General features: G+C 54.8%; 11 protein-coding genes. 8 read left to right on the top strand and 3 right to left on the bottom strand.

Going from position 1 to position 17888, the window contains the following annotated elements; genetic code table 11:
• Window positions 1-548: 548 nt before the first annotated feature.
• A complete protein-coding gene (locus E5C26_RS22130) occupies window positions 549-962 on the bottom strand; it encodes a GtrA family protein (RefSeq protein ID WP_135318204.1) in 414 nt (137 codons plus the stop codon).
• Between the two features lie 43 nt (window positions 963-1005).
• Here E5C26_RS22130 and E5C26_RS22125 point away from each other — a divergent pair, with 43 nt between their 5' ends.
• The 6 genes from E5C26_RS22125 to E5C26_RS22100 all read left to right on the top strand — a co-directional run bounded on the left by E5C26_RS22125 (window position 1006) and on the right by E5C26_RS22100 (window position 14998).
• A complete protein-coding gene (locus E5C26_RS22125; protein ID WP_206194301.1) occupies window positions 1006-1875 on the top strand; it encodes a decaprenyl-phosphate phosphoribosyltransferase in 870 nt (289 codons plus the stop codon).
• Window positions 1876-1877: 2 nt separating this feature from the next.
• On the top strand, window positions 1878-2291 hold the full coding sequence (locus E5C26_RS22120; protein WP_135318202.1) for a divergent PAP2 family protein: 414 nt from the start codon (window positions 1878-1880) through the stop codon (window positions 2289-2291).
• 498 nt (window positions 2292-2789) lie between these two features.
• Entirely contained in the window at window positions 2790-4463 is a 1674-nt protein-coding gene (locus E5C26_RS22115; protein WP_135318201.1) for a ShlB/FhaC/HecB family hemolysin secretion/activation protein, read from the top strand.
• A 26-nt stretch (window positions 4464-4489) separates the two neighbouring features.
• Window positions 4490-13738 carry a hemagglutinin repeat-containing protein gene (locus tag E5C26_RS22110; protein ID WP_135318200.1) on the top strand — a complete coding sequence of 3083 codons (9249 nt, stop codon included), beginning with the start codon at window positions 4490-4492 and terminating at the stop codon, window positions 13736-13738.
• A gap of 7 nt (window positions 13739-13745) precedes the next feature.
• The gene (locus E5C26_RS22105; RefSeq protein ID WP_135318199.1) at window positions 13746-14072 is read left to right on the top strand and encodes a zinc ABC transporter substrate-binding protein; all 327 of its coding nucleotides are present in this window, start codon (window positions 13746-13748) and stop codon (window positions 14070-14072) included.
• A 248-nt stretch (window positions 14073-14320) separates the two neighbouring features.
• Window positions 14321-14998 (top strand): hypothetical protein, encoded by a 678-nt coding sequence (locus tag E5C26_RS22100; RefSeq protein ID WP_135318198.1) that lies wholly within the window; start codon window positions 14321-14323, stop codon window positions 14996-14998.
• Between the two features lie 81 nt (window positions 14999-15079).
• Here E5C26_RS22100 and uriH read toward each other — a convergent pair whose 3' ends face one another.
• The gene (gene uriH / locus E5C26_RS22095) at window positions 15080-16024 is read right to left on the bottom strand and encodes a uridine-preferring nucleoside hydrolase UriH (protein ID WP_135318197.1); all 945 of its coding nucleotides are present in this window, start codon (window positions 16022-16024) and stop codon (window positions 15080-15082) included.
• A gap of 212 nt (window positions 16025-16236) precedes the next feature.
• Here uriH and E5C26_RS22090 point away from each other — a divergent pair, with 212 nt between their 5' ends.
• Window positions 16237-16524: a zinc ribbon domain-containing protein gene (locus E5C26_RS22090; protein ID WP_135318196.1), complete on the top strand. Its 288-nt coding sequence runs from the start codon at window positions 16237-16239 to the stop codon at window positions 16522-16524.
• A complete protein-coding gene (locus tag E5C26_RS22085) occupies window positions 16521-16898 on the top strand; it encodes a hypothetical protein (RefSeq protein WP_135318195.1) in 378 nt (125 codons plus the stop codon). Before E5C26_RS22090 ends, E5C26_RS22085 begins: the two co-directional genes overlap by 4 nt.
• Here the strand turns inward: E5C26_RS22085 and aaeR are convergent.
• Complete coding sequence (gene aaeR, locus E5C26_RS22080; protein WP_135318194.1) at window positions 16861-17772, bottom strand: HTH-type transcriptional activator AaeR; 912 nt, start codon at window positions 17770-17772, stop codon at window positions 16861-16863. The two genes, E5C26_RS22085 and aaeR, sit on opposite strands and share 38 nt — an antisense overlap.
• Window positions 17773-17888 lie beyond the last annotated feature (116 nt).

Below are 17888 nucleotides of genomic sequence, written 5' to 3'. Positions count from 1 at the left end.
ACATGCCGTCGCCAGATGTTGCAGTTACGCTAATTTTTTTCAACATTACCCAACAATGCCCTCAAGAGTGATTTTATGACGCGCTAATGCGTTTATCTGTGCATGAATATTAGTCGTAGCTAGCAGAGTCGATTCATGATTTAGATTCCCCGCAACTTCATAAATATAATTTTTATTAACCCAAATATCAATTTATTGCGTTACCTATAAATTTATTGCGATACCTATAAATTTATTGTGATGTCTATCAATTTATTGCGATGTTTAAAATATCCAGACGATTAATATAAAGCCTGTTTCAATGTGTGATAATGCAAAAAATAACATTAAGAATCAAGTAATTGTTCAGTGAAAATTCAAGTGCTATGATTGGAAAACTATAATATCTATAAAACGCTTCTTGAAATTAGGGAACCAAACGATAATATAATAACCCAAAACAGGGGTGTATAGAGTTCCACTCTTTAGTTAATGTAAGGTATTGTTTCCATAGTGTTAAATGTTGTGACAATGCTATGTTATTTCAAATAATGCATATGCCAACCCTCTTATTTCGCGAATTGTTTGAAAACAAAATGCTTATCGAGGTGGTACTTGGTCAGGTAGCCGATGGTCAGGCCAATAACACCGCCTAGGTAGCGCATTTCCTTGGTCTCAAATATGTACTGGAAGCCAAATTCGAAGCCCCAGAAAATTACAGTCGTGGCCAGGCCCATGACAATGTAGAGAGCGAAAGTCTGGGTGTCGTGGGCGACGCTACGGGCACGGAAGCGGAATATGTAGCGTTTGTCGAGGATGTATTTGACGACGAGCCCAATCCCGGTGCCCACAACGACTGAGGCCAATATATTAAAGGTGCCGTTGTAGGTGCGGATAACAAGATCCTGGGCACCGATGTTTGTTGCCGTTGCGATTAGTGCGAAAACGATATAGCTAATCACCAGCCTGGTCGAAGTAAACATTTAATGATATCACCGAGGTTCAAAAATAATGCATGATACCGTAATGGCTCGTTCGCCTCTAGCGCCGATGCTAGGGGCAATCAAATTGATGCGGCCAAAGCAGTGGGTTAAAAACGGCTTTGTTTTGGCACCGCTGGTGTTTACAGGGGCATTTTTGGATGCTGGTGCCGTTAGCCATGTCCTGTTAGCGGTGTTGCTGTTCTGCGTCGCCTCGTCGGCGGCCTACATCATCAACGACATGCACGACATCGAGCGTGACCGTTGTCACCCCAAGAAGTCCAAGACCCGCCCCCTTGCGGCCGGGATCGTCTCGATGCCTGTTGCCCTGAGTCTGCTCGCGGTGCTCTACGCTATACTGGTATGGGGCTGGTTTATCGTTCCGAAGGTGGTGATAGTCACTGTGGCCTATTTGGTCTTGAACCTGGCCTACACATTCGTGTTTAAGCGCCAACCTGTGGTCGACATCTTCACCATTGCGATTGGTTTTGTCCTGCGGGTGTACGCGGGGGCCATGGCGCTGGATGTACCCGTGTCTTCCTGGATGTTCATCACTACGCTGTGCCTGGCGTTGTACCTTGCCGCTGTCAAGCGGCGCCAGGAGCTCATCCAAAGCGGAACCGAGGGGCGCGAGGTGCTGAATAAGTATTCCGTCTCGCTAGTGGATCGCTACGCAGAAATGTCCGCAACCGGGGCGTTGCTTTTCTACGGTATGTTTGTAATGTCAGCCAAACCTGAATTGGTCATCACGGTACCCGTGGTTTTGTTCGGTCTGTTCCGCTACTGGTTCGTGGTGGAAACCTTTGATAATGGTGAGTCGCCCACAGATACGCTGCTGAGTGACTGGCAGTTGTTGCTTACTCTGGTGCTGTGGGTGGCTGCCTGCTGCTGGGTGCTGTGGCCAGTACAGGGGTGACCATGGACTACTCTTACGCACTCACCCCCTTTCTGGCTTGGCTCGTCGCCGGTGTTTCGAAGTTCATCATCAACAGCATCAAGGCCAGGCAGCTTGCGTTCGGCCTCATCGGCTACGGCGGGTTGCCCAGCAATCACAGCGCCATCGTCAGTAGCATGGCTGCGCTTATTGCTTTGAAAGAGGGTATCGGACATCCTGACTTCGGTGTAGCCATCACACTGGCATTTATCGTGATGCTTGATGCCAACAGCCTGCGTCGTCAGGTGGGCAAGCATGCAGTGGCAATCAATAAATTAGCGGATGGATCGAACCATCAGTCGCTTCGAGAGCGCATGGGTCACACCCGTATGGAAATTGCCGCCGGTATTGCCGTGGGGATAGCGGTTGCTGCCGCAGTGAACGTGATTTTGTCTTGATGAATGGATCACGGCCGGCCTCGCTCCTCAGCGTGTTTTGGGGGCAAGTAGTGGTGCTCTCCCTGATGAGCTATCCATCGTGATAAGGCGGCTTACATACGGAAAGGCGTCGGCGTTTGCGGTAAAGAGGGGCAAAGCCTGCCGGTGGGGGTGGGTCAACCGACGTTGAAGCTCGATACCCTGACCGTCGGCGGTACCGCGTAAGTCATACCTTCCAGGGGCTGGTTCACGGCCCCTGTTAGCCTTCGTTTTTGAGGCTCTCATCGCATTAGCGGCAATTTTCTTCCGTCTGGCCAAAATTAAGAGCGATTCACTGTTTATTTCTGTCAGCGCAAATCAATAAGCTACATTTACCATTTTCATATGACTTTCCGCTGCCTGCTTTAGGAATGTTCCTTCATAAATGGCCAAATTCGGGCCGTGGCTAATGGTTCGCATCTTGTTACATTTCCCATCCCGCGGTTAAAATGCCGAAAAAACACACGGATGATCTTCTGAATGGATTCAGTCACTCAACGGCTCTCGGCCGCTTTGCTGTGCATTTTATTTTCCTCCACCACCGGTGCTAACCTGCTTAGCCCGGCGGATCGCGACACCATTCAACAGCAGCAGCGTGAATTACTGGAACAAAACCAGCAGCAGCGGCAGGAACTGCAACGCAGCCTGACGCCCACCTTACCCGCAACCCCGGCACCCAGCGCCAACACGGGTGGCCCTTGCTTCACCATCAGCCGTATTCAACTGGAAGGCGCGGATCATCTGCCTGCCAGCGCGCAACGCAAACTCACTCGGGATTATCTGCAGCAATGCCTGAATTTGGGACAAATCCAAACGCTGGTGCAGCAGGTTTCCGACTGGTACATCGCCCGTGGCTATATCACCAGCCGTGCATTCCTGACCGAGCAGGATCTTTCGCGCGGCGAACTGCGGTTACTGGTGCTGGAAGGGCGGCTTGAGAAAATCCTGCTGGAGCAGCAAGACGATCGCATGCTGAAAATGGCCTTCCCAGGCCTGCAAGGCAAAATCCTCAACCTGCGCGATATCGAGCAGGGCATGGAGCAGATTAACCGTCTGCGCCAGCAACCGGTGCAGATAGAAATCCTGCCCGGCAGCCAACCGGGCTACTCGGTGGTCAATTTAAGCGCCAAACCCGAGTTCCCGCTGATGCTGGGGCTGGGGTTCGACAACAGTGGGCAAAAAAGTACCGGGACCGGGCAGCTCAACGCATCGCTGACCGGCAACAACCTGCTGGGGTTGGCGGATCAATGGTTTGTCGCCGGTGCCCGAAGCAGTGATTTCGCCAACGCTCATAATGCACGCAGCGTGCAGACCGGCGTCAGCCTGCCTTACGGTTATTGGACGCTGGATTACAACTATTCCTACAGCGACTACCTGACCACCATTAACAATCAGGGCTTTGACTGGCGCTCCAGCGGTGACAGCCAGACCCATCGGCTGGGTGTTTCGCGGGTGCTGTTTCGTGACGGCGAAATGAAAACCGGCCTGTCGCTGGGGCTGACGCACCGCATCAATCGTAATTACCTGAACGATACCCGGCTGGAAAGCAGTAGCCGCAAGCTGACCAGCGTGACGCTGGGCGTCAGCCACAGCCAGAAACTGTTGGGTGGTTTCGCCACCCTGAACCCGGCCTACAGCCGTGGTGTCCCCTGGCTTGGCGCTGAAAACGACAGCGGCAAAATCAAGGAAGCGCCCCGGGCCGAGTTTCACAAGCTTTCGCTTTCCGGCAGCTACTACCTGCCGCTGGCGCAAGACTGGACCTATCTCACCAGCCTGTACAGCCAGTGGAGTAACCACCGTTTGTACGGCAGCGAACGCCTGACGATAGGTGGGGAAAGCTCTGTTCGCGGTTTCAAGGAACAATACCTTTCCGGCGACAAGGGCGGTTACTGGCGTAACGAGGTCAACCGCACGCTGGTGACACTGCCGTACCTCGGCAGCATCAACGCCCTGGTGGCACTCGACGGTGGCTATTTGCAGCGCGACAAGCTGGATGCCAACGCCTCCGGTACGCTGTGGGGCGGCGCTGTGGGGCTGGGTAGTCGAAGCCGTTATTTCAGCAGCCAACTGACCGTCGGCTGGCCGCTGGCTTATCCTGACTGGCTCAAACCGGATCGGGTCTCGGTTTATTACCGGGTGAATATCGTACTTTAACGCTAATGCACAGGAAGGTTTCAAGGATGAAGTGCACTAAAAATCAACCGCTTAATACATCTCAGCGTCTGTTGAGCTACACCCTGTGCATCTTGCTGGCCGGGCAGCCGCTGCTGCCTGCGCTGGCCCAAGGCGTTAACGTGGCCGAGGGCAATGCCCGTGTCGATCAGGCCGCTAACGGCGTGCCGGTGGTCAACATTGCCACACCGAATCAGGCTGGTATTTCTCATAATAAATACAACGATTTCAACGTTGGCAAAGAGGGGATAATCCTCAATAACGCTACCGGGCAGCTCAACCAGACTCAGCTCGGCGGCCTGATCCAGAACAACCCCAACCTGCAGGCCGGCAAGGAAGCGCAAGGCATCATCAACGAAGTGGTGGCCCCGAACCCTTCACAGCTGCAGGGCTACCTGGAGGTGGCGGGTAAGCAGGCCAGCGTGATGGTCGCCAACCCCTATGGCATCACCTGCGACGGTTGCGGCTTTATCAACACCCCCAACGCGACGCTGACCACCGGCAAGCCGGTGCTGGGTGCCGATGGCAAGCTGCAGGCGCTGGAAGTGACCCAGGGGACCATCACGATTCAGGGCAAGGGGCTCAATGCCGACAGCAGTGACAAATTCGCCCTGATCGCCCGCGCGACCGAGATCAACGCGCAACTGCATGCCAAAGACCTCAACATCACGCTCGGTGCCAACCGGGTGGACGCCACCGGCAAGGCCACGGCGATTGCCGGTCAGGGGGAAGTCCCTAAAGTCGCCATCGATACCGGCGCGCTGGGCGGCATGTACGCCAACCGTATTCATTTGGTGTCCAGTGAAAAAGGGGTGGGCGTCAACCTCGGTAACCTCACCGCGCGTGAAGGCGATATTCAACTGGAGGCCAATGGCCAACTGCGGCTGAACAAAACCCTGGCGCAGGGCAGCCTGAATGCCACGGCGGCGGGCATGACGCTGAGCGGCAAGCATAAGGCTGAGCAGGCACTGACCCTGAAAAGCGGCGGTGATATTACCGCGGATCAAGCCACGCTGAGCGCCAAGGGGGATATGCAACTGACCGCCGCAGGCAAACTGCAGGCGGGCAAAGCCGATACGAACGGCCGCCTGCAAGTGGATGCTGCCAGCCTGAGTAGCGATAAAAACAGCAGCCTGACGGCCGAAGGGGACATCAACCTGACGCTCAGCGGTGACGGCAACTGGCAGGGCACCCTGACCGCCGGGCACGATTTAAAGTTGCAGGCCAATCATCTGACCAACGCTGGGCAGCTGGCTGCCAATCGCGACAGTCGCCTTAACACACAGAACCTGACCAACAGCGGGCTGATCCAGGCGCAGGGCACGCAGAACCTGACCAGTACCCAACTCGACAATTCGGGGCAGTTGAAAGCGGGTACTGTGCACACCATTACCGCCGACGGTGTCGACAATCAGGGGACAATCACCTCCCTGCAACAACTCGATCTGCGGGTGCGCGACAAGCTTAAGGTCGGTGGCTCACTGTCTGCCGATGGCCTGTTGACGGTACAGGCAGGTGAGTTTTTACTGGCCGGAAGCGCCAGCGGCAAGCAGGGCGTCACCCTTGATCACACCGGCGTACTGAAAACCGAGCTGGGCTCATCGCTGCTGAGCGACGGCAATATCACCCTCAACGCCGATGACATGCAGCTCGGCGGGCTGCTTTCCAGTGAGCAAGGCCTGACGCTGGAAACGCCAAAACTGCTGTCTACCGCCGGCGCCCGCACCCAATCCAAACAGGACATGACGCTCAAGGTTGCGCAAGACGCGCAGCTGGCCGGCGTATTCAACACGCTGGGGGATTTGAATTTCTCTGCCGCCACGGCGGATAACCGCAGTGACATTGAAGCCCGGTCTCTGGATCTAACATTCACCAAAACCTTCAACAACGCCGGTAAGTTTCAGGCGGAAAATACGTTAATCCTCACCACGCCGTCGTTGATCAATTCGGGGGCAATTGTCGCCAAAGGCATCGAGCTTAATGCCGACAGCCTGGACAACAGCGGGCGAATACAGGCGTGGGAAAACGCAAATATCACCAGTAAAGATCTGCAAAACCGCCTGGCGGGCCAGTTGCTGGCCGGTGGCACACTGACGCTGCAGGGCACCGAGCTGAATAATGCCGGCAAGCTGCAGGGCAAGACTGTGGATATTGACGTGCAGCGTTGGGACAACAGTGGCAGTGCGCTGGGCGATGACGGCTTAACCGCCGTGGTTGAGCAGACGCTGGAAAACAGCGGGCAACTGCTGAGCGAAGGGCCGATGACACTGACGGCCGCCACGCTGAACAACCCCGGCAAAATACTGAGCGAAGGCGCGTTACAGCTTACTGCTGATAGCGTCAGCAATCAGGGGGAGGCGCAAGGTGCAACCACCAAGGTCACCGCCAAATCGCTGACTAACAGCGGCAACCTGATCGGCATACAAAAGCTGGTGTTGCAGTTGGAAAAGGATCTGAGCAACGCCACCGGTGGCAAGCTGCTGAGTGACGGCGAACTCACGGCCAACGCAGCGACGGTTAATAACAGCGGATTATGGGATGGCGGTAGCATTACGCTGACGGCCCAGCAACTGGATCATAAAGGTACGCTGCAGGCGGGCAAAGGGATCACGCTGGATCTGAGCGGCGATCTTAACGCTGATGCCGCTAGCAAGATCTTCTCCAATAGCAAGGCGAGTCTGACAGCGCTGACCTTGAACAATCAGGGTCATATACAGGCAGATGAACTGACGTTAACCGCCACAGACCTGACCAACAGCGGCAGGCTACAGGGGCAAACCCACCTCGAGACCAAGCTGAGTGGCGTATTCAACAACCTGGCTGGCGGCAATGTACGCAGTCTGGGAAGTTTGCGGATAGAGGCGGCGGAACTCAATAACGTCGGGGATCTACAGAGCGATGGCGGCAGCGTGCTGCAGTTGGATCGTCAGTTGATCAACTCAGGCAACCTGAAGGCAGGCGGTGCCTTGAATCTGCACGCGCCGACGCTGAACAACAGCGGTTGGCTACAGGCTAATAACCTGACATTCACCGGCACCCGCTTGGATAACAGCGGCACATTGAGCACCAGCGGTGATAACCAGCTCACGCTCGATAGCCTGAAGAATACAGGCACGTTGCAGGGTGGCAATTTAACCCTGCAGGCGGACAGCCTGGATAACGCCGGTACATTGCTGGCAAAAAGTCAGATGAGCCTCAAAGCGCGACAGATTGATAACCAGAAGAGCGGCAAGCTGTTCAGCGGCGGTGATACCACACTGGCGGGCAGCCTGCTGAATCAATACGGGCAACTGGTAGCCTTGGGCAATATGACGCTGACGCTTAAAGACGCCTTTACCCAGAGCGGCACCCTGGCGGCAGGCAAAGCGCTAGTCCTGACCAGTGACGGCGATATTCTGCTAAAGGGAACCACTCAGGGCCAGAGCCTGGATCTACGCAGCGGCGGTCAGTTGACCAATGCCGGTACCTTGCGCGGCGGCAGCGGTGACATGCGCCTGGAAGCGGCCGGGATCACGCAAAACAGCGATGCCAGCCTGCAATCGGGCGGATTGGTGCAGTTGCTGAGCCGGGGCGACATCAGCAATAACGGCTTTATCGGTACCGCGGGCGATCTGCTGCTGAGTGCTGCTAACCAACTGATCAACAGCGGCATGCTGTACGCCGGTGGTGATATGAGGTTGCTGGCGGACCGCATCACCAACCAGCGTGGCGATATTCTGGCGGGAAAAAACCTGTGGATGCAGAAAGACGCCGACGGCAAGGCCAACAGCCAAATCGTCAACACCTCCGGCACTATCGAAACTGAAACCGGCGATATTCATATCAACACCGCGCATCTGCTTAATCAGCGCGATGGCTGGTCTGTGAGTACAGAAAAGCAGACGGCGGTGAAGGATCCACTGTGGAATGGCCAGACGCTGGTCAATATGAAACTGGGGGATCTGGCCGAAAGCGAGCTGGGTTATTACATCAAAACTGTGCGCACCGGCGGTAGCATGGGCCACGGCAACGGTTCAGTTGATGATTACTATTATTTAGCGCCTAAAGCGCCCGCGGTGGACAAAAAAATTCTGGTTGAATCGTCCAAAGTGATCGTAACGGCGAATGGTGGAGCCGGGCGTATTGCAGCAGGAAAAGACATTGTTGGCACCGTTGAACGTTTTGACAATATCGCCAGCGATATGTTGGCCAATGGTGATATCTCGCTGACCGGCGGCACGCTGAATAATGAGAGTGTACAAGCAGGAGACCAGAGTAAATACCTGAATTATCATTATGATGGCGAAAACGCACAGTATGATTTCGACAAACGCCATTCGCTGGCTGATTTCAAAAAGAGCGGAAATTACATCCGTGATAACGTCAACACAGCGATTCAGTACCGCTTAACCGGGCAGCCAGAGTACCAGAACGAAAACACCGTTGATTACCGCAGCGTGATCCAGGCCGGTGGCGCGGTCAATGCCAACTTTAGCGACGATATCGGCAACACCATGCTGACCCCGAACGCGGGTAGCCTCAGCCATACCTTGACCCGGCCAACGCTGGACAGCTTGCAGCAACTGCAAGCGGTTGACGGCGTGAAGCAGCAGGCATTGGCGGAGGACCAAAGCGTGGTGTTCGGCACGCCGGAGTGGAAAGACAATCTGCAGGAGGCGCTCGGTACGCTCGGCAATAACGCCGTAGAATTAACGGATTACCCACTGCCAAGCGGTGGCAATGGCCGCTTTGTCGTGACCGAGGATCCGAGCAGCCCCTATCTGATCACCACCAATCCCAAACTGGATGGCCTGGGGCAGTTGGACGGCAGCCTGTTCAACGATCTCTACGCCATGTTGGGCCAACAGCCGGGCGCTGCCCCACGTGAAAACGACAGCCGTTTCACCGATGAAAAGCAGTTTATCGGTTCGGCCTATTTCCTCGACCACCTGAAATTAAACCCGGATTACGACTACCGCTTCCTCGGGGACGCGGCGTTCGATACCCGCTACATCAGCAACGCGATGCTCAGCCAAACCGGCCAGCGCTATCTCAACGGCGTCGGATCCGATCTGGCGCAGATGCAGCAGTTGATCGACAACGCGGCACGGGCGCAGAGCGGCCTGAAGCTGCAGTTCGGCATCAGCCTGACACCGGCACAGGTTTCACAGCTGGAGCACAGCATCGTCTGGTGGGAGAAGCTGACGGTCAATGGCCAGACGGTGCTGGCACCTAAACTCTATTTGGCCAAAGGTGACGTCGCCCCACTGAGCGGCAGTGTGATTGCCGGCAACAAGGTGAACCTGAACGGTGGCAGCGTCCGCAACGACGCCAGCACGCTACAGGGTGGTGAGCGGCTGAACGTCAACAGCCAGGCAGGCATCAGCAATCTTAATCAGGGGATGATCAACGCTAAAGATGGGCTGAATTTGAGCGCTACTGGTGATATCAGCAATATCGGCTCGACCATCAGTGGACAGCGGGTCCAGCTTGAAAGCCAGGACGGCAGCATTATCAATAAAACCCAGGCCCGCCAGTGGGACGCCACCGGCACCCAGGGGGGCCAATCGCTGACGCTGTCGCGCACGGAGGTCGGTGATACCGCCGTGATCCGCGCCGGAGATACATTGAACATGCAGGCCGGTAACAATATCGATGTTACCGGGGCGCAGGTTACCTCTGGCGGTGCAATGGATCTGCGGGCAGGCGGCGATATTAACCTGCTTGCCAATCGTATTGAATCTATTGATAAAACCAACAATAGCGAGCGCATCAGCACTGGCGCGACGCGCAGCACCCTCACCAGCGGCGGGGACCTGCAGTTGCAGGCCGGACGTGACCTGAATTCACAGGCCGCGGCGCTGGTGGCAGACAACGACGTCGGCTTGCGGGCCGGGCGTGACGTTAACCTCAATACCCAACAAAGCCGGGAATATCAGGAAAGCCACGGCGGGCGCCAACAGCGAGTGAACGAGTCCATACGCCAGCAGGGCACTGAGATTGCCAGCGGCGGCGACACGCGCATTCAGGCCGGACGGGACGCGACCCTCAACGCCACCCAGGCCCAGGCCAGCGGTGACGTGGCGGTGAGCGCCGGGCGTGATATCGCGCTCAATAGCGCCACCGAAAGCGACTACAGCTTCTTCGAAGAGACCAAGGTCAAAAAAGGCCTGATGTCCAAAACCACCACCCATACGGTGGAAGAGGACTACGCCACCCACGAGAAAGGCGGCTTACTGAGCGGGAACAACGTCTCGCTCAATGCCGGTAACGATCTCAAGGTGCAAGGCTCGACGGTAGTCGGTGACGGCAAGGTAAACCTGCAGGCGGGCAATAACGTCGATATTGTCGCCGCCACCGAGGAGCAATCGCGCTACCGGCTGAACGAGAAAAAAACCAGCGGCGTGTTCAGCGGCGGCGGCATCGGTGTGACCTTCGGCAGCAAGTCTTCCCGCCATCAGTTGAACGAAGACGGCACCACCCAAAGCCAGAGCGTCAGCACTATCGGTTCTACCGGCGGCGACGTGAATATCGTGGCCGGCGGCAAGGCGCATATCGGCGGCGCGGATGTTATTGCGGATAAGAACCTTAACGTGGTAGCGGGTGAGATCAGTGTCGATCCGGGCAATGATCTGCTGCGGCGTAAAGAGCGTTACGAGCAGAAGCAAAGCGGATTGACGCTGTCGGTCTCCAGTCCTATCACCGATACGCTGCTGGCGATTAATGATTCACTCAAGCGTGCGGACGATACCGGTGATGGCAGGCTGAAAGCGCTGTATGCGGTACAGGCTGCCCGTGCAGGGTGGGTTAACTCACAGGCCAGTGCCGATCAGGCGCAGGGACTGGCGAAAGGTGAGCTTTCCAACAGTGTGAAGGTGCAGCTGAGTGTTGGAGCGAGTAAGAGCACCTCCGAGTCTGAGCAGGCACAAAATCAGGTACGTAGCAGCAACCTGACGGCAGGCGGCGATGCTACTTTGGTCGCGACCGGGTCGAAAGGCACCAGCGGTGATCTGCATGTCAGCGGTAGCGGTATCACTGGGAATAAGGTGACGCTGGCGGCGAAAAACGATCTGTTGCTGGAGGCTGCTGGCAACAATAGTGAACAAACCAGCAAAAACAACAGCAGCGGCTGGAATGCCGGGGTACACATTTCGCTGGGGCAGGAAACGGGGATTGGCGTCTCGGCCAGTGGTTATCAATCGAAAGGCGCGACAGACGGCAAGAGTACCGATTACGTTAACTCTCGGGTGAATGCAAGGGACGAACTGAGCCTCAGCAGTGGACGTGATACGACGCTTTCCGGTGCGCAGGCGCTGGGTGACAAGATCAAAGTGGATGCCGGACGCGATCTGTCTATCAGCAGCCTGCAGGATACCGACGATTACCACAGCTGGCAGAAGGACGTGAGCGGTGGTGCGAGCTTTACCTTCGGGTCGATGAGCGGTTCTGCTTCGGTGAGTATGAACCAGACTAAAATCGACAGTGAATACGCCAGCGTGGGTGATCAAAGTGGTTTATTTGCTGGGGATAAAGGCTTTGATATCAACGTCGGCAACCATACGCAACTGAATGGTGGGGTGATTGCCTCGACGGCGGACAGTATCAAAAACCAGCTCTCTACCGGTACCTTGGGTTGGGATGCCATTGATAACAAAGCGGAGTATAACGCCAGCAGCAGTGGATTCGGTATTTCGACCAGTGGACCAACCGGCGGCGGGCTTGCCAAAGATAAAGGCAAGGCTTCCGGCACCACGCAGTCGGCCGTCGCCGAAGGCAATATTGATATTCGCAATACGACGGATCAAACTCAGGATATCGCTGGGTTAAGCCGCGATACGGACAACGCCAATGGCCGCATCGATAAAATCTTCGATGAGGCGAAGGTGAAAGACAATCTGGCGTTTGCGCAGGGTGTGGCTCAGCTCAGTACCCAGTTGGTCAGCGACTACGGTAATCAGCAAATGCTGCAGGCACAGCGTGCGGCGGCGGAGAAACTGAGTGAAGACCCGGCCTACCTGAGTGCCAGTGCGCAGGAACGCCAGAAAATGCTGGAAGCATCGCCGGAGTATAAGGCGGCGCAGAAAGAGTATGGTGTCGGCAGTGATTTTTGGCTGGCAGGCTCTGCCATCAGTGCGGCCTTGGCGGGGATTAGCGGCGGTGATATTGGCGCTGCTGCCGGTGGCGCACTGGCCCCGTATCTGGCACGGGAGATCAAGGCGAAAATCCAGGGTAACACGGCAGCCAATGCGGCGGCGCACGCGGTAGCCGGGGCATTGGTGGCACTGGTCTCTGGCAACAATGTGGCGGCGGGCGCGGTGGGCGCGGCAAGTGGAAAACTGGCTGCTAAAATTATCAGCGAACAGTACTATGGCAAGGATCCGTCCGACCTGACGGAAGCAGAGAAGGAAAACGTCAGCGCACTCAGCCAGTTGGCGGCGGGGCTGGCAGGTGGATTGGTAGCGGACAGCACCGCAGGGGCCGTGGGCGGTAGCGTGGCCGGCAAGACTGCGGTGGAGAATAATGCGCTAAGTGCGACTGAATCCCTGGCGTTCGATAAAGAACTGGCTGATTGCCGGAAATCAGGTGGTGGTTGTCAGGCTGTCATTGATAAGTGGAAGAAGCGTAGTGATGAACGCAGTACCAAAACCGATGAAACGCTCAGCGATAATCCATTAGAAGGCCAAGAGATAGACAAGAAAATTGCTGAAGGCGGAATTGAGATGGCAGAACGTCCTTTCTGGTTAGGTAAACTTCCCGGCGTGGATGTGATGACCAGCGAGGAGGCTAAAGCTTACGTTAAGCAATGGAATGGTCAGGACCTGGCAAAGATCGACGTAAACAGCCCTGAATGGGTGAAATATGCGGTATTTGCATCAGATCCGGAAAACCAGCTGGCACTGGTATCACTTGGCATTCTGGGTAAAGATCTTCATCAGCTTGCTAAGGCAACTGTTTCGAATATAGCTCAAGGTGGGGTTTCAACAGGCATAAAGAGTATGCAAACAGGACTAAGAAACCCTCAGCAAGTAGATCAGATAAAAAATGATATGACATCAGGGAATTATAGATTTAGTGCTCCTGAAGGCCGTATTGCTGGCTATATAGATAGTAAGGGGAATTATTATATTTCGGAAGGAAACCATCGGATGGTAGCCGCTCAGGAAATATATAAAAAGACAGGAGATAGATCTAACATCGAGAAATTACTACAAAACGGTTCATGGTCTCAGACAAAGAATGCTCCTGTCGGAGCCAAACCAATGCCATCAAGGAAGTAGTATCATCATGAAAAAAAATGAAATATATGTAAAGATGTTGGCGCTTGCCCTACCTTACATAAGGAATATTCAGTCCCTGGGAAAGAAAGAAAAAGGACGGGATATGTCATGCTTCTTTGAGGCTGAATTAATACATAACCTTACGCTCACTATACTCATAAGCGAATTTACAGAGCATGATGTGTGGTTTCTGAATAATCAGGCTAAGTATTATTTTGAAAAATGTAATGATGATATATCACCAAACTATAATCAGCATATTTACTATATCGGAGAGTTATTTAAAATAATCCCTGATGAGTTAAAACCCAAGCTAACATGGGCTGGCCCATAAGCAACAATCCAAGGTAAGGTCGTGACTGTGATTTCTAAGGCCTAAATCCGTTAACTCCTGCTGCCGCAACCGCCTAATTCGGAGAACTGCAGTGTCGGGAGTAGCCGGTTTATTAGAAAAATATTGTCATTTTGAAAATTGAATTACCCAAGATTAATCATTAATGAAATAAATTTCTTTATATTAAAGATAAACGATATCAATAAAAACCCAACATGATGTTGGAATATTACTAACAAGGAGCAGTAATGAAAAAAGTTCTGTGTGTTTCCATGGCGAGCAGTATGCTGTTATTAACTGCCTGTTCATCCACTAATAATGTAGAAAAAGTCACCGCCGTTAATGGCAGTAGCATTGGTGTGAAGACTTTCTTTGCTCTACCTGAAAATAACAATAATCAATATGCTGACACCAGGCTGCGTATTGTCACACAGACCAATACCGGCGTAGGTGTGGGGCTACAGGTTTTAACCTCTGCACTTACCGGTGGTCTTTCCGCCAGTACTTTCAGCAAGGACACGTTGAAAGGCAGCAGTGTCGATACTTTGCCAGAACCGACTAAAAGTTATCTGGTGCCTAAAGCCAAGGTTGTTATCGCCGACTGGTTGCAAAAGAACGGCGCCGGTTACAGCTACAAGAATAATTTGAATATCACCCCCGCCAGATGGCTGCTGGTATATCAGGAGCTAGCGAAAAGTGATACTCCATACGAACTGCGCTACGCCGTTACCTTTTATAAGCGGCCGGAGGGGGGAAACATGTTCTCAGCCTTCGACCAATTCAAGTGCAGCCCAACCCCGCGTTCGGCATCACTGACACAGTGGCAAGCCAGTGATTATGCGATGGTGAAGCAGGTCACCACGGAATATATGGATGACTGCCTTAGCCAGTTGGATAGGCAATTAACCGTATTACTAAAGCGCTAGTTTCTCCTCCGCGATAAAACCAGGCCGAGCGGCAATCCAAAAGCCACCCGGCCCATCAATACCACCTTTACAAGCCGCAGCTTAAACCTTCACTTCCCCAATCCTCTCCAGTGCATCCACCACCAAACCCCAAAACTTATCCTGATCCAGTTTTACCGCCACCTGAGTGTGGCAGTCCGGTGGCGGCGCGGCGCGGAAGTCGGCCACCGTCATGCCCAGCGTCAGGGTGCCGGTCAGTTCGATATCCACCGGGACTTTACGAACAGTCATCACTTCGGGATCGATCACATAGGCCACCGCGCAAGGATCGTGTACCGGCGGGGCGCTAAAGCCCTGCGCCTGTTGATACATCTTGCCAAAGAACTCAAGCAGTTCGCCGACAAACCTGGCCGGCCCGGTTTGGATAGCGGCAATGCGGGCACAGACTTCTGGCGTGGCGAGTGCCTGATGGGTCAGATCCAGCCCGACCATGGTCAGCGGCCACTTTTCATTGAATACGATGTGTGCGGCTTCCGGATCGATCTTGATATTAAATTCGGCCACCGCGCTCCAGTTGCCCACGTGGTAGCCGCCGCCCATCAGCACCACTTCCTTCACCCGGTCGGCAATGCGGGGTTCTTTGCGTACTGCCATGGCGATGTTGGTCAGGCCACCGGTCGGTACCAGCGTCACGCTGCCCGGCGGGTGAGCCATGATGGTGTCGATGATCAGATCTACCGCGTGGCAGGGTTCCAGCACCAACGTTGGCTCCGGTAATACCGGGCCATCCAGGCCGGATTCGCCATGGATATCGGGTGCGACTTCTATCTGGCGTACCAGTGGCCGTGGGCAGCCGGCAGCAAAGGGCACACCGGTAATATTGGCGATACGCGCGACGGCCAGCGCATTGCGGGTGACCTTATCCAGCGTTTGGTTGCCCACCACGGTGGTCACGGCCAGCAGATCGATCTGCGGGTTACCCCAAGCCAGTAGCATGGCGATCGTATCGTCATGTCCCGGATCGCAGTCCAGTATGATTTTTTTCATTTTTATTTATTCCTGATGCAGGGAGAGGTCAGCGCAGCATAGCGCACCGCTAGCAGGTGGGGTAATGACCGATAATGCTTTTTGTTAACCACATCAAAGCGTTGCTAATCTGAAGGTGTAATTAAACGTAAATCTCCCTCGCCGCACTTTACCCTGGAGTTTACTCCAGGGTTTATTCTGTCACCTGGCGTAAAGCACAGAGGAGAAGCGCGATGAGCCTGTTGAAAAAACTCTTGGGGCAAGGCGATTTTGGTGGTGGGCATCAACGCTCAGGGCATCGCAGTGGCCACCATGGCAACCGCTATAACCAGCACGGCGATCAGGGGCCGCAATGCCTGCAATGTCAGGCGCTGAGCAAGCCAGGTGCCCGTTATTGCCATCGTTGCGGTCAACCTTTTGAGGCGGCGGCAGCACAATGCAGCGGATGTTCCGCCCCCTTGCCGCCAGGCAGCCGTTTTTGTCAGCAATGCGGCAAGGCCGCTAACGGGGGGCAACCATGACAAAACGCGGATGGAGTGTGGCAGTGCTGTTGGCAGCAATGGCGTTATGGACGCTGCTGGCCTGGGGCGTTTCTGGCGTCTTGGGCTGGTTGCCCGCGCTAACGGGGCTCGCGCAGAGCGGCTCGGCACAGTTGGCACCGCAGCTCACCGGGGTGCTCAGCCTGGTGCCACAGGCGCTATTGGATACCTGGCTGCCACAGTTGCAGCAACTGGGGAACTGGCTGGCGGGATCTTTCCCACTGCTACTCACCTGGGTGAAGTATGCCGTCTGGTTAATCTGGGGGCTGGGCATGCTGGCATTAGTGGTGCTTGGCGCTTTGGCGCGTCGTGTGCTGCTCAGCGATAGCCCTGATAGACTTCCCCCACGCGCTTAAAGTACTCGGTCAGATAGTTGATACACACCTGTACCTTGAGCGGCAGCTTATCTTTCTCGGTGTACACCGCGTACACCGGGCGAGGATCCGAATGGTAGTTTTTGAACAGGATCTCGATCTCTCCGCGTTTGATCTCCTCGATCACCCACATCAGCGGTGCATAGGCGATACCGGCTCCGGCTTTCAGCCAGCGGATCATGGTCTGTGAATCGTTGGTGACGAAGCGCCCCTGCGGCGCGATGCGCGTGCTGATACCTTCCGGTGCGATCAGCTCGAACTCGCTGTCTGGCCGCACGCTGTATTCGAGCCAGGAAAAATTGACCATGTCGCTTGGTTTTAGTGGCGTGCCGTGTTGGCTGAGATAGCTTTTGGCGGCGCACACCACCATCGGCATTGAGCCCAGGCGTTTGGAGAACAGGCTGGAATCCTGCAGCGCACCGGTGCGGATCACCACATCCAGCCCGTCGGCGATCAGATCCGGTGCCGGGATACCGGTCACCAGGTTCACCGTCAGGCCGGGGTACTCTTTGAGCATATCTGCGGTCATGGTTGCCAGCATGTTTTGTGCCATGGTGGATGAGCTACCAATGCGCAGCGTGCCGGTCGGCGTATTGTTAAACGCGTACAGCTGCTCATGCACTTCGCTGACTTCCAGCAGCATGCGGCGACAGCCCTGATAATAGATTTTTCCGGCTTCCGTCAGGCCAATGCTGCGCGTGCTGCGGTTGAGCAGCTTGACATGCAGCTCATTCTCCAGTTTGGAGACGGTCTGGCTGATAGATGAAACGCTCATATCCAACTGGCGTGCTGCCGCAGTAAATGACCCGCATTCAACCACTTTGGCGAATACCGACATCCGTTTTAGTCTTTCCATTATTCACTCTGGCTTAAAAGTGATTTAGATCACAGATTGTTGATGACTTGATAGTAAGCACGCTAATATAAACAGGTCGGGTGAAAAGACCTTACTAACGCGCGAGTGCGATCGGC

The organism is Serratia proteamaculans (assembly GCF_004684015.1).
Classification (GTDB): Bacteria; Pseudomonadota; Gammaproteobacteria; order Enterobacterales; family Enterobacteriaceae; genus Serratia; species Serratia proteamaculans_F.
The sequence above is the reverse complement of the archived record's forward strand: the minus strand, read 5'-3'. Positions and strand labels throughout refer to the sequence as shown.

Excerpts from the sequence above, each read along its gene's own strand:
- E5C26_RS22130 (WP_135318204.1), bottom strand. The coding sequence starts at position 962 with ATGTTTACTTCGACCAGGCTGGTGATTAGCTATATCGTTTTCGCACTA.
- E5C26_RS22125 (WP_206194301.1), top strand. The coding sequence starts at position 1,006 with ATGGCTCGTTCGCCTCTAGCGCCGATGCTAGGGGCAATCAAATTGATG.
- E5C26_RS22120 (WP_135318202.1), top strand. The coding sequence starts at position 1,878 with ATGGACTACTCTTACGCACTCACCCCCTTTCTGGCTTGGCTCGTCGCC.
- E5C26_RS22115 (WP_135318201.1), top strand. The coding sequence starts at position 2,790 with ATGGATTCAGTCACTCAACGGCTCTCGGCCGCTTTGCTGTGCATTTTA.
- E5C26_RS22110 (WP_135318200.1), top strand. The coding sequence starts at position 4,490 with ATGAAGTGCACTAAAAATCAACCGCTTAATACATCTCAGCGTCTGTTG.
- E5C26_RS22105 (WP_135318199.1), top strand. The coding sequence starts at position 13,746 with ATGAAAAAAAATGAAATATATGTAAAGATGTTGGCGCTTGCCCTACCT.
- E5C26_RS22100 (WP_135318198.1), top strand. The coding sequence starts at position 14,321 with ATGAAAAAAGTTCTGTGTGTTTCCATGGCGAGCAGTATGCTGTTATTA.
- uriH (WP_135318197.1), bottom strand. The coding sequence starts at position 16,024 with ATGAAAAAAATCATACTGGACTGCGATCCGGGACATGACGATACGATC.
- E5C26_RS22090 (WP_135318196.1), top strand. The coding sequence starts at position 16,237 with ATGAGCCTGTTGAAAAAACTCTTGGGGCAAGGCGATTTTGGTGGTGGG.
- E5C26_RS22085 (WP_135318195.1), top strand. The coding sequence starts at position 16,521 with ATGACAAAACGCGGATGGAGTGTGGCAGTGCTGTTGGCAGCAATGGCG.
- aaeR (WP_135318194.1), bottom strand. The coding sequence starts at position 17,772 with ATGGAAAGACTAAAACGGATGTCGGTATTCGCCAAAGTGGTTGAATGC.